Consider the following 12,187-nt stretch of genomic DNA (forward strand, 5'->3'; position numbering starts at 1 on the left):
ACCCGGTCACCCGGTCAGGACCGCGGGCACTCCTTCCACGCCAGGTGGTAGATCGTGCTGATGTCCCCGTCGGTCGAGTCCATCGTCATGAAGCTGACCTTGTCCGGCGCCGTGCTGCCGGCGTTGACCCGCAGCTCCGTGTTGATGTTGAAGTTGCGCTGGACTCCGCAGGGCGCCCAGACCAGTTGGGCCCAGTCGGTGGTGTCGGTGGCCTGCCAGTTGTCGTTGTAGGGGCCGTTGAAGGGGTGGCTGCGGGACGCCGTGTTCGGGGAGCCCTGGAAGTAGTACGAGGCCCGCTGCGTGCCGCTCGCGCCCGGCTGGAGCGCGGCGAAACCCCGGTAGTCCGCGCTGGCGATGGCGTACGTGAAGCCCTGCGGGACGTGGACGATCAGGTTGAGCTGGCAGTTCCTGCGGAACGCCGTGGGGTCGGAGCCGCCGCCCGCCTGGGCGAGGTAGTCGCTGTAGGTCACCGTGAAGGCGGTGTTGTCCTCCGAGACGGCGACCGCGGCCGTGCCCTGCGGGCAGCCGGAGCCGTTCACCGTGGCGACCTTGATGACGATCTTGTCCGGAGGCGGGTCGACGAACCCGGGGGACGAGGGCTGAGCGGGCAGTGCGGTGCCGAGGAGCGCGGCGATCGCGGCGCTCAGGAGCAGGCCACCGGCCATGGTTCTCCCATCCGGTTCAGTGGGGGGTGACAGTCGTGCACGGCGTGCACGGGTGTGCGTCATGCTTGGCGCGCGCATGCCAACAGCAGCAGTGCGCGCCACTCCCGAGCCTGTGAGGGAGACATGAAGGAGCTGTGAAGGCCGGGAGCGCGGTCGCATCGTACGCAGCCGGGTGCGGGGCGGCCAGGTCCATCTCCGGCCATTCACAGCTCTCGTGGGTCACGGTCGGCGGTGCCCGTCGGGGCCGCCCGGCTCGTACGCGACGGGGTACGAGGGCGGCATGCCGTACGAGGGCGGCGTACCGTACGACGGCAGCGCGGCCTGCGGTGGTGCGTACGGCGGCTGCTGCGGCGGGGGCGGCACGGCCGACGGGGGCGAGAGCCGCAGCGGAGGGTGGCGCCGTGCGAGCCACAGCACGAGCGCCGCGTAGACCAGGACCACCGCGATGTCCGCGAGGGCCAGTTGCCAGGGGGCGTCGGCCGCGGTCTCGTCGGACGACAGCCCGTCGACGACCGCGGCGGACAAGCCGAAGGCGAGCAGGTTGTTCAGGGTGTGCAGGGCGATGGCCGCCTCCAGGCCGCCGGTGCGGAGGGTCAGCCACCCCGCCACCAGGCCGAAGACCAGCAGATCGGCGAAGCCCCACCGCGTGCCCCAGCCGTGGGCGGCCGCGAACAGCACCGCCTGCGGCAGTACGGCGAACCACGGGGAGCGGACGAACCCGCCCACCGCCTGCAGCAGCCAGCCCCGGAAGACGTACTCCTCCGCCGCGGCCTGCACTGGCACCAGGACGACCAGCACCGCCAACGAGACCAGGAAGGGGCGCCACCCCACCCACACGTCGCTCTCGCCGCCCGGCAGGAAGGCCGCGACCACCGCCAGCAGGGCCAGGGGAGGCACGGCGGCCAGCAGGCACCGGCCCAGCCGGCCCCAGCGCAGCCGCCCGGTCACCGACGACACCGTGCCCGCGGGCCGCCCGCCCGCCCAGCGCACCGCCAGCAGCACCAGCGGCAGGGCGACCGCTATGCACGCCAGGTCCAGGGCCGTTTCCGCGAGCGGACCCAAGTCGATACTCCCGTCGGGCAGTTCGCGACGTCCGGCCGCCTTCCCGAGGCCGTAGGAGAAGGCGTACAGGAAGAGCAGGAGCACAACCCAGCCGCCGATCAGCAGCAACGTACCGAGCAGCGGCCGCCACCAGCGGTGACGGCCCGTACAGCGGGCCATCCGGTGATACGGGAGGCCGGTGAGGTGCGCGGGTGCGGTCGTCATGATCAACAGCATGTCAGCGCGGAACCGGCCGGGCGTCCGCCGCCGGCACGAACCACCGCTCCATCCCAGGGTGGAGACCCGCACGTCGGACCGCGTGATCCGCACGCGCGGAGATCCTCATATGACCATTGCGGGGCTCGCCGTACACAATGACCCACCAGCACCCCTCACGGCAGGCAGCAACAGGAGGCGCTCCCTTGGAGCTCAGCAGGCGTACCTTCACCGCACTGGCCGGCACCGCGGCGCTCGGTCTCGCGCTGACCGGCAGCGGCGGGGCGCCGAGTTCCACCCGGACGCCCCGCACCGTGCCCACCGGGCCGCCGCCTCCTGCGCCGAGCGCGGACGGCAGGCGGCACCAGGTCGGCTTCGACCGGTACTCGCTGCTGGTGGACGGCCGGCGTCTGGTGCTGTGGTCCGGTGAGGTGCATCCCTTCCGGCTGCCGAGCCCGTCCCTGTGGCGGGACGTGCTGCAGAAGATGCGCGCGCACGGCTACAACGCGGTCAGTGTGTGCGTCGCCTGGAACCACCACTCCCCCGCGCCCGGCCGCCACGACTTCACCGGTGTGCGCGACCTGGACCTGTTCCTGCGCATGGCCGCCGAGACCGGCCTGTACGTCATCGTGCGCCCCGGCCCGTACATCGACGCGGACGTCGACGGCGGCGGTCTCCCGGGCTGGCTGACCGCGGCGAAGAGCCGGACGGCGAAGAGCGGGGCGACGGAGCGCGGGGCGGCGCAGGGCCGGGCCCGGACCGCCGACCCGGACTACCTCCGGCACGCCGACGCGTGGCTGACCGCCGTCCACGCCGTCATCGCCCGGCACCTGTTCACCCACGGCGGGGGCACGGTCCTGCTGTACCGGACCGAGCCCCGGACCGGGACGGCGTACGACGCCCACCTGCGCGGGAAGGCGCGCGCCGACGGCATCGACGTACCGCTCGTGCCCGCGGACCGGACGCAGGGCGACGACGGGTGGCCCGATCCGTGGGGCGGGAAGGGCTACGCGGAGGTGCGCCGGGCGCGGGACGCGGCATACGAGCGGCGCACCCGCCTCACCGACCTCGCCGACGGGGTCACGCTGCACGACCTCCGCATGGCCTTCGGCGGCACGTCGTGGGGCTGGCTGCCCGCGCCGGACGTCTACACGTCGTACGACTACGGCGCCGCCTTGGACGAGGCGCGGCGCCCGACAGCCAAGCTCGCCGCGCTGCACCAGCTGGGGCATCTGCTGCGCAGCGTGCCCGACTTCGCCAGGCTGGACCGGGCGGCGGACGTGGCGGCCACGGACGAGCGGATCGGGGTCCGCCACCTGGCGAACCCGGACACCGACGCCCATGTGTACGTCCTGCGCAACGACTCCGCCGAGCCGGTCTCCGCGACGCTGCCGGACGCCGGGGTCGACGTGCCGGTCACCGTGCCCGCACGGGACGCCAGGCTGCTGGTCACCGGTGTGGAGCTGGGGCGGCGGAAGCTGGCGTACTCGACGGTGCCGCCCATGCTGTCGCTGAGGGCGGGGCGGCAGGACATCGCCGTGTTCGCGGGCCGGGGCGGCGAGATGGCGCAGGTGGTGCTGGACTGCCAGGTGCAGCCGGTCACCACCCGGCTGGACCCGGAGCCCGCGTGGTCGTACGCCGACGGCAGGCTGAACGTGACGGCTCCGCTCGGTCCCGGCGGGCTGAACCGGGTGCTGGTCGAGGGCGGTGACGACGAGACGCCGATGCTGCTGCTGTTCGCCGACGACGCCACGTCCGTGCGGCTGTGGCCGTACGAGACGCCGTCCGGCTCGCTCCTCGTGTACGGCCCGGCGCTGCTGCGGAGCGCCACCGTGCGCGGCTCCACCGTGCACCTCACCGGCGACACGACCATCGAGACCGGCCTGGAGGTGTGGGGGCCGCGCGGCATCACCGGCGTGACCTGGAACGGGCGGCCGGTGCGCACCAGGCTCAGCGCCACCGGGAGCCTGATGGCCGAGCGGCTGCTGCCCGGAGTGCCCCCGATGGTGCTGCCCGCCCTCGGCGGCTGGCGGCGGCGGACCGAGAACCCGGAGTCCGAGCCCGACTTCGACGACTCCGGCTGGACGGTCGCCGACCGGACCGGTTCGTACAGCACCACGCCCGTGCCCGACGGGCAGCCCGTCCTCTTCGCCGACGACTACGGCTTCCACCACGGCGACGTCTGGTACCGGGGCGAGTTCGCTGACGCGCAGGACGTGGAGTCGGTGTCCCTCGCCTACAGCACCGGCACGCAGGGGCTGCTGATGGCGTGGCTGGACGGGCGGCCGCTGGGCACCCATCGGATGCCGGTGCCGGACAAGGGCACGGCGGTCAAGGGGACGTGGACGGCGACGGCCACCTTCCCCATACCCGGGAAGCTGCGCGAGGAGTGGCGCGAGGAAAGGCGCGGGGAGCCGGGCGGGGAGCCGGGCGCGCGCGGCCGGCATGTGCTGTCCGTCCTGGTCCGGCGCATGCAGCGCGACGGGGAGGCACACGACGCGGCGCGCGGCCTGACCTCGGTCCGCTTCACCGGCGCTGCCCCGCAGGTCACTTGGCGGGTGCAGGGCGAGAAGGCGGCCGATCCCGTGCGCGGGCCGCTGAACAACGGCGGGCTGTACGGGGAGCGGGAGGGCTGGCACCTGCCCGGGTACGACGACGGGGACTGGCAGTCCGCAAAATTCCCGCGCGCCGACCGGCGGCAGGGGGTGACCTGGTACCGGACGAGGTTCCGGCTGGCCGTGGACGCGGACGTGGACGCCTCGATCGGGCTCGTTCTCGAGGACGACCCGGAGCGCGCCTACCGGGTCCAGATCTTCCTCAACGGCTGGAACATGGGCCAGTACATCAACGATGTGGGCCCGCAGCACACCTTCGTGCTGCCGAACGGGATCCTGCGCACACGGGGCGAGAACACACTGGCCCTGGCGGTGTTGTCCGACGGGACCACACCGTCCGGTCCGGGGGACGTACGGCTGACCCTGCTGGGCTCGGCGGCCGGAGGAGTGCCGGTCAAGCCGATGTGACCGGATCCGTCCGTCCCCGTGCATTGCCTTCTCCGGCACGCTGGTCCACCGTGTTGCCTCCGCGCACCGCCTACGACGGACACGGTGGAGACGGCGGAGACGGCGGAGACGGTGGACCAGACGGAGGGGGACCTCGTGCGAAGACGGCGTTTCATCAGTGGGTTAGTGGGTGCCGGGGCCGGGCTCGGACTCGCCTCGGCGAGCAGCGGGACGGCCCGGGCGGCCGGAGCTGCCGGGACGGCCGGGGCGGCGGGGGTGGCCGGGGCGGCCCCTGGCCGGCTCCTGGGCGAGCCCCGCGAGTGGCAGGCGGTCAGCGCCCCGGAGTGCGCCCCGGCCGCGCAGTTGCTCGACGTGGCGGCCGCCGGTCCCGGTCTGGCCTGGGCCGTGGGCGAGGAGGGCCGCAGCGGCAGTACGCGGGGGACGGCGCTGGCCCTCGTCTGGGACGGCACGGCCTGGACGCGTACCGGCCCCGGCTTCGGCGGCCATCTCGGCTCCGTCGCCGCCACCTCCGAGGGCTCCGCCTGGGCGGTCGGCACCGACGCCGCCGGCACCGCCCGGCTCCTCGCCTGGGACGGACAGGCCTGGCAGGAGGCGGACTTTCCCGGACGCGGTGCGACCGGCACCTCCCTCACCGGCGTCACGACGGGTCCGGCCGGCCACGTCTGGGTCTCCGGCCGGAACAGCGACGGCGCGCTCCTGCTGCACGGCCACCGCGACCGCTGGACCTGGCTGGAGGCGCCCCCGGCCACGACCACCGTCGCGCCGTCGGGCGTCCACCGCGCGCCCTGCGGTGACGTCTGGGTCTACGGCAGTGAGCTCGTCGCGCGCTGGGACGGGGAGGCCTGGACCGTGCTGCCGTCGCCCGGCGGCATCCGTGCCTCCGTCACCGGGCTGCTCGCCGTCGCCACCGACGACATCTGGCTGACCGGCCACGCCTACGGGGTCGGCGGCCCGCCCGGCAAGCCTCCGGGCGTCAGGCTGCTGCACGGGGACGGCACCGCCTGGGAGAGCGTGACGACACCGTTCGGCGTCGGCATGCTGACCGGCATCGTCGGCGACGCGCGGGGCCGCCCCGACCGCATCTCGGGCTGGGACTTCTGGGACCAGACCCGGGCGCATCACCTCCGGTGGGACGGCGCCGCGTGGGTGAGCGAGCGCGGCCCCACCGCCACGACCCCGGTCGTCATGAACTCCCTTGCCGCGGTGCCGGGTTCGGCGGGCTACTGGGCGGTCGGCACGACGTCGTCCTCGCCGTCCTCGACCGCCCAGCCGCGTATCGAGCGGTAGGGCGACAGGCCCTGGCTACGCCAGCCGGATCACGTTCCAGGACAGCGGCTCCAGGACAGCGCTGAGCGTGCCGTCCTTCAGGGCCGTGCCCTGGACCGCGTGCGGGGTGACCCGCTCGGGCTCGGCGAGCGTGTTGCGGGCGTCGGGGTCGGCGTCCGCGAGCGCGCTGTGCTCGACGACCTTCGTCAACTCCAGACCGTTGAGCGCGACTTCGAGTGGCAGCGGCTCGGTGCGGCCGCGGTTGACGGCGAAGACGGTGACCGAGCCGTCCTCGGCGCGGACGGCGGTGGCGTGCAGCAGGTCGGCCTCGCCGTACTTCTTCGTCCGGTACGTCGGCGAGTCCACGCGGACGTCGAGGACCTCACCGCGGCCGTACCGCGAGGCCTGCGCGAACGGGAAGAACGTCGTCTGCCGCCAGGCCGGTCCGCCCGGCTCGGTCATGATCGGGGCGATGACGTTGACCAGCTGGGCGAGGCAGGCGACGGTGACGCGGTCGGCGTGCCGGAGCAGGGCGATGAGGAGTGAGCCGAAGACGACGGCGTCCATGACGCTGTAGTTGTCCTCCAGCAGGCGCGGGGCCTCGGGCCAGTCGTCCTGGTCGATGGTCCGGGCGTGCTGCTCCCAGCGGGAGAGGTACCAGACGTTCCACTCGTCGAAGGAGAGGTTGATCTTCTTCTTGGACTTCAGGCGGGCGCCGACGTGGTCGCAGGTGGCGACCACGTTCTCGATGAAGGACTCCATGTCGACGGCCGAGGCGAGGAAGGAGTCGACGTCGCCGTCCTGCGGTTCGTAGTAGGCGTGGAGCGAGATGTAGTCGACCAGGTCGTAGGTCTCCTGGAGGACCTTCGCCTCCCACTCGGCGAAGGTGGGCATGCCCTGGCCGGAGGAGCCGCAGGCGACCAGTTCGACGGACGGGTCGATCTGGCGCATGGCCCGGGCCGTCTCGGCGGCGACACGGCCGTACTCCTCGGCCGTCTTGTGGCCGGTCTGCCAGGGTCCGTCCATCTCGTTGCCCAGGCACCAGAGTCTGATGCCGAAGGGGTCCTTGTCGCCGTGTGAGATCCGCTTGCCGGAAAGGGCCGTGCCGGAGGGGTGGTTGGCGTACTCCTGGAGTTCCAGGGCCTCGGCGACGCCGCGGGTGCCGAGGTTGACGGCCATCATGGGCTCGGCCTCAGGGCCGATCTTCCTGAGGAAGGCGATGTATTCGGACAGGCCGAAGTGGTTGGTCTCCGTGGAGTGCCAGGCGAGGTCGAGGCGGCGGGGGCGGTCCTCGACGGGGCCCACCGAGTCCTCCCACTTGTAGCCGGAGACGAAGTTGCCGCCGGGGTAGCGGATGGCGGTGACGCCGAGTTCCCGGACCAGGTCGAGGACGTCCTGGCGGATGCCGGACGCGTCGGCTGTGGGGTGGTCGGGCTCGTAGATGCCGGTGTAGACGCAGCGGCCGAGGTGTTCGACGAAGGAGCCGAAGAGACGGGGGTTGACCGTGCCGATGGTGAAGGCGGGGTCGAGGGTGAAGCGGGCGGTGTGCATGTTCGCCTTTCGGGGAGGGTGGTTCTGTTTTCGTTGGCGGCTGCGGGTCGTGGGTGGTTTCTCAAGCAGTTCCCCGCGCCCCTAAAGGACGACTGGCCAGCCGTTCTTCGTCCAGCTGAGCTTGTTCAGCCCGAGCTTGGGGGTGCCGTCGTCCTCGGCGTCGTAGTAGTGGTAGGCCAGCCAGTCGTTGCCCTTGTCGCGGAAGACCGACTGGCCGCCCGGGCCGATGTATCGGCCGTGGCCGGCGAGGAGCAGGTCGCCGCCGCCTTCCAGCAGGGGCTTGCCTGTGCTGTCCACGTACGGGCCGGTGACCTTCAGGGACCTGCCCACCTTGATCTTGTACGTGGAGTTCACGCCCGAGCAGCACGCGTCGTAGCTCGCGAAGAGGTAGTAGTAGCGGCCGTGCTTGACGACGTACGGGCCCTCGACGGCGTAGGGGGCGTCGGGGCGGGTCGCCAGGTGGTGGACGGTGGCGCCCGGGATGGCCTTGCCGGTCCTGGGGTTCAGTTCGACCATGCGGATGCCGGTCCAGTACGAGCCGAACGCCATCCACAGCTTGCCGTCGGCCCTGATGACCGCCGGGTCGATGGCGTTCCAGGTGTCGGTCTTCGCGGAGCTGAAGACCTTGCCGTGGTCGGTCCAGGTGCCGGGCAGTCCCGAGCGGGAGGTGGCCACGCCGATCGCGGAGTGGTTGCTGCCCCAGGAGGAGACGGAGTAGTAGAGCCAGTAGCGGCCGTCGCGGTGGGAGAAGTCGGGGGCCCAGGGGTCGGCCTTGTCGTTGTACTCGTACCACCAGCTCGGGGGCTCGGTGAAGGCGTTGCCGGCGTCGTCCCACTGCGTGCCGTCCCTGGACAGGCGAGCGCCGATGACGCCGCCGGTCGAGTAGGCCACGTATCCGCCGGACTTGAGGCGGTGGACAGTCGGGTCGTGGATGATCTGCTGGCCGGTGATGGGCCGGGGGGCGGGGTAGGTGGGGTCCGCCTGGGCCGTGGTCGGCAGCAGGGCGAGGACGGTGGCGGCGAGCAGCGTCGCCAGTCTGTGACGCTTCAAGTGCCAAGCTCCTTTTCGGGAGTTACTGGCCGGCGAGGCCGGTGTGCGCGACACCCGCCACGATCTGGCGCTGGAAGAAGACGAAGACGATGATCAGCGGCAGGCCCGCCATGAGGCCGCCGGCCATGAGCTGGGCCCACTGGATGCCGTAGGAGTTCATGACGGTCGCGATGCCGTTCGGCATGGTCATCAGGTCGGGGTTGTTGGTCACCATGTAGGGCCACAGGAAGTTGTTCCACGAGGCGATGAAGGTGAAGATGCCGACCGCGGCGAGGGAGGGGCGGGAGAGCGGCAGGACGATGGTGAAGAAGACCCGCCAGCGGCCCGCGCCGTCGATGAAGGCGGCCTCCTCCAGTTCGCGCGGGATGCCCTGGAAGAACTTGTAGAGGATGTAGACCATCGCGGCGGGCGCGCACTGCGGCAGGATCATGCCCCAGTACGTGTCGACCATGCCCATCTGCTGAACGGTGGTGAAGAGGGGGACGCCGAGGACAGCGGGCGAGACCATGAGGCCGGCCATGACCAGGCCCAGCAGGACGTTCTTGCCGCGGAACTCGGTACGGGCGAAGCCGTATCCGGCGAGCGCGCTGACCAGCAGCACGACGGCGGTGACGCAGACGGAGACGACGACGGAGTTCACGAACCAGTTGGTGATGTTGCCGTTCTCGAAGATGGCCTTCCAGGCCTGACCGGTCCACTCCTGCGGCAGCCAGTGCGGCGGCACCGCGACGGCCTCGGTCTCGGCCTTGAGGGAGGTGAACAGGGCCCAGGCGAACGGGGCCAGGAAGACGACGGAGACGGCCGCGCCGAGGAGGGTGAGGACGATCTGGCTGGGGGTCCAGGACGACCTGCGGGGCTTGACGCGCATCTGTGTGGCGGTGGTCATCGGGCGCCCTCCTCACGGTTGCGCAGCAGCCACATCCGGGCGAGGGCGACGGCCGCGATGATCACGAAGAAGATGACGGAGATCGCGGAGGCGTAGCCCACGCGGTAGCTGGTGAAGCCTTCTTCGAGGGTGTACTGGACGAAGGTGCGGGTCGAGTTCTCGGGGCCGGGACCGAAGTCCATCATCACGACGGCCTGGTCGAAGACCTGGAGCGAGGCGAGGATCTGCAGGGCGATGACGAGGCCGGTGATGTTGCGCAGCATCGGCAGGGTGATGTGGACCATGCGGTGCCAGGCGTTCGCGCCGTCCAGCTTGGCGGCCTCGTAGAGGTGGCCGGGGATGCCCTGGAGGGCGGCGAGGTAGAGCAGGAAGCTGAAGCCGACCGTCCACCACAGGGTGCAGATGACGACGGCGAGCATCGCGTACGACTTGTCGGTCAGCCACGGCGTCTCGATGCCGAAGACGTGGTTGATCATTCCGGTGCCGGGGTTGAACAGCCACTGCCACAGGTTGGCCGCGACGGTGGACGGCAGCAGGAAGGGGGCGAAGAAGCACAGCCGCCACAGCCACTTGGCGCGCTCGATGTGGTGGGCGAGCATCGCGAGGAGGAAGGCGAGGACCGTGATGCAGGGCACGACCAGGAGCGTGAAATACGCGCTGTGGCCGAGCGCGTCCCACATCAGCGGGTCCCGCAGCGCCTCGCGGTAGTTGTCGAGGCCGACGAAGCTCGCGCCCTCGCCGGAGATGTTGGCGTCCGTGAAGCTGAGGTAGATGCCGCGCAGCAGCGGCCAGATCACGAAGAGCGTGAACAGGGCGAGGAACGGGGCGACGAACCAGCCGCCGTGCTGGAAGCCCCGCTTGCGGCGGAGGGTGGCGCTGTCGGCGGCGGTCTTCGCGCGCGCGGGTGCGGCGATGGTCTGGGCGCTGGTCGCCATCATGCGGCCGCACCTCCTTCTGCGGCGGTCCTGCCGTCCATGGGGTTCTTCATGGCGAGCAACTGGGTGAGCGCGCCCTTCATCCGGCGGGCGGCGGTCTGCGGTTCGGCGGAGCCCATCGTCGAGGCGACGACGATGGGGCCGACGCGCTGGGCGAGGATGCCGGTGGAGCCCGCGAACCACACCTTCGGCTCGGTGGCCTGGTGGTCCATGGCGGAGACGTACTCGCTCTGCGGGTCCAGCTTCTGGTACGCGGCCGTGGACAGGGTGGGCGTGTAGGCGGGGATGTGGCCGCCGGCCGCCCACTGCTGTGCGTGCTGGACGACGTAGGCGGCGAGCTGGTGGGCGGCCTCGTTGGCGGGGCCGCCGCGGTCGGACTGGTGGGGCAGGACGAAGGCGTGCGACTCGGCGTGAGTGGCCGGCCTGCCGAAGACGGGCGGCAGCGGGGTGGCGCCGTAGTCGAGCTTCGCGCCGGAGAAGACCGGCACCGACCAGTTGCCCTCCCAGACGAAGGGGGAGCCGTTGAGGAACTGCTCGGCGCCCGCGGCGCCTCCGAAGCCCGGGTTGGCGTACCCGTCGGTGATGTGCCGCCGCAGGAACTCCAGGACCTGGGTGGCCTTGTCGGTGTCGAAGGTCACCTCGGTGTTGGCGGCGTTGAACCAGGTGCCGCCGAGCTGGGTGTAGAAGGCGACGAAGAACCACCACTGGAAGTTCTGGTCGTTGTGCCAGAAGCCGATGGTCTGCAGGCCCTTCTTGGTGGCCTTCCTGGCCTCCTTGAGGACGTCGAACCACTCTCCGGCCGACGTCACGGGCACCATCCGGCCGTCGTCGCCGAGCAGGCCCGCCTTCTTCAGCACGTCCTTGCGGTAGAAGCAGAGCTGGACGTGGCTGTCGAGGGGCAGGGCGTAGAGCTTGCCGTCGATGACGGCGCGCTTCCACAGCGCGGGGCTGAAGTCCCTTTCCCTGACGCCGTACTTGGCGAGCAGGTCGACGTCCCAGGGGTCCAGGAGGCGGCCGGGCGAGAACCCGGTGACCCGGCCCAGGTGCATGACGCCCAGGTCGGGTGCGCGGTTGCCCGCGGCCGCCATGGCGAGCTTGGTGTAGAAGGGGTTGCCCCACTGGAGGGTGGAGTCCTTCACCGCGATGTCCGGGTTGGCCTTACGGAAGGCGTCCAGCATCGCGATCATGTTGGAGCCGTCGCCGCCGCTGAAGAGGTTCCAGTACCGCACCCGCGTGCTCGCGCTGGAGGCGAGTGCGTCGGCGCCGGTGCCGAGGGCGGCGAAGCCGAAGCTGCCGCCGACCAACAGCCCTCCGAGCCCGCCCAGAAGCTGCCTGCGATTCAGGCCAGGTCGTCCCATGCCCTGCCCTAACTGTTCGAGTTGTTCCGTCTGCGTTACGGCCAGTTCGTTCGATGCGTTCGGTATTTCGACAAATGCTCGTAACTTCGAACGGGACCGTAAATTCGAAGCGCTCGCGCGTCAATGGTTCGGACAAGAACTCCGGGCAGCACTTTGCGCGGGGACACGGAAAACCTCGGTCGTTTGCGGCTGAACA

The 12,187-nt window shown here is 71.2% G+C and carries 9 protein-coding genes; 2 read left to right on the forward strand and 7 right to left on the reverse strand.

What is annotated here, in order from left to right:
• Positions 1-14 precede the first annotated feature (14 nt).
• Both ACYVMZ_RS02975 and ACYVMZ_RS02980 read right to left on the reverse strand, forming a co-directional pair.
• Positions 15-665: a DUF4360 domain-containing protein gene (locus tag ACYVMZ_RS02975; protein ID WP_461075083.1), complete on the reverse strand. Its 651-nt coding sequence runs from the start codon at positions 663-665 to the stop codon at positions 15-17.
• A gap of 219 nt (positions 666-884) precedes the next feature.
• Positions 885-1,931 carry a lysostaphin resistance A-like protein gene (locus ACYVMZ_RS02980; protein WP_461075085.1) on the reverse strand — a complete coding sequence of 349 codons (1,047 nt, stop codon included), beginning with the start codon at positions 1,929-1,931 and terminating at the stop codon, positions 885-887.
• Between the two features lie 197 nt (positions 1,932-2,128).
• Here ACYVMZ_RS02980 and ACYVMZ_RS02985 point away from each other — a divergent pair, with 197 nt between their 5' ends.
• A complete protein-coding gene (locus tag ACYVMZ_RS02985; protein WP_461075087.1) occupies positions 2,129-4,945 on the forward strand; it encodes a glycoside hydrolase family 35 protein in 2,817 nt (938 codons plus the stop codon).
• A gap of 84 nt (positions 4,946-5,029) precedes the next feature.
• Positions 5,030-6,232 (forward strand): NHL repeat-containing protein, encoded by a 1,203-nt coding sequence (locus ACYVMZ_RS02990; protein WP_461075089.1) that lies wholly within the window; start codon positions 5,030-5,032, stop codon positions 6,230-6,232.
• Between the two features lie 15 nt (positions 6,233-6,247).
• Here ACYVMZ_RS02990 and arfA read toward each other — a convergent pair whose 3' ends face one another.
• The 5 genes from arfA to ACYVMZ_RS03015 form a co-directional block, all read right to left on the reverse strand.
• Entirely contained in the window at positions 6,248-7,762 is a 1,515-nt protein-coding gene (gene arfA / locus ACYVMZ_RS02995; protein ID WP_461075091.1) for an arabinosylfuranosidase ArfA, read from the reverse strand.
• A gap of 81 nt (positions 7,763-7,843) precedes the next feature.
• Entirely contained in the window at positions 7,844-8,812 is a 969-nt protein-coding gene (locus tag ACYVMZ_RS03000; RefSeq protein ID WP_461075093.1) for an arabinan endo-1,5-alpha-L-arabinosidase, read from the reverse strand.
• A gap of 22 nt (positions 8,813-8,834) precedes the next feature.
• On the reverse strand, positions 8,835-9,698 hold the full coding sequence (locus ACYVMZ_RS03005; protein ID WP_461075095.1) for a carbohydrate ABC transporter permease: 864 nt from the start codon (positions 9,696-9,698) through the stop codon (positions 8,835-8,837).
• Entirely contained in the window at positions 9,695-10,636 is a 942-nt protein-coding gene (locus ACYVMZ_RS03010) for a carbohydrate ABC transporter permease (RefSeq protein WP_461075097.1), read from the reverse strand. The genes ACYVMZ_RS03005 and ACYVMZ_RS03010 overlap by 4 nt, the downstream gene beginning before the upstream one ends.
• Positions 10,633-11,991, reverse strand: coding sequence for an extracellular solute-binding protein (locus tag ACYVMZ_RS03015; RefSeq protein ID WP_461075099.1), 1,359 nt, complete (start codon positions 11,989-11,991; stop codon positions 10,633-10,635). Before ACYVMZ_RS03015 ends, ACYVMZ_RS03010 begins: the two co-directional genes overlap by 4 nt.
• Between the last annotated feature and the right edge of the window lie 196 nt (positions 11,992-12,187).

The sequence above is a fragment of the Streptomyces deserti genome (assembly GCF_054782695.1).

Coding starts and splice junctions, on each gene's coding strand:
- ACYVMZ_RS02975 (WP_461075083.1), bottom strand. CDS start 665: ATGGCCGGTGGCCTGCTCCTGAGCGCCGCGATCGCCGCGCTCCTCGGC.
- ACYVMZ_RS02980 (WP_461075085.1), bottom strand. CDS start 1,931: ATGACGACCGCACCCGCGCACCTCACCGGCCTCCCGTATCACCGGATG.
- arfA (WP_461075091.1), bottom strand. CDS start 7,762: ATGCACACCGCCCGCTTCACCCTCGACCCCGCCTTCACCATCGGCACG.
- ACYVMZ_RS03005 (WP_461075095.1), bottom strand. CDS start 9,698: ATGACCACCGCCACACAGATGCGCGTCAAGCCCCGCAGGTCGTCCTGG.
- ACYVMZ_RS03010 (WP_461075097.1), bottom strand. CDS start 10,636: ATGATGGCGACCAGCGCCCAGACCATCGCCGCACCCGCGCGCGCGAAG.
- ACYVMZ_RS03015 (WP_461075099.1), bottom strand. CDS start 11,991: ATGGGACGACCTGGCCTGAATCGCAGGCAGCTTCTGGGCGGGCTCGGA.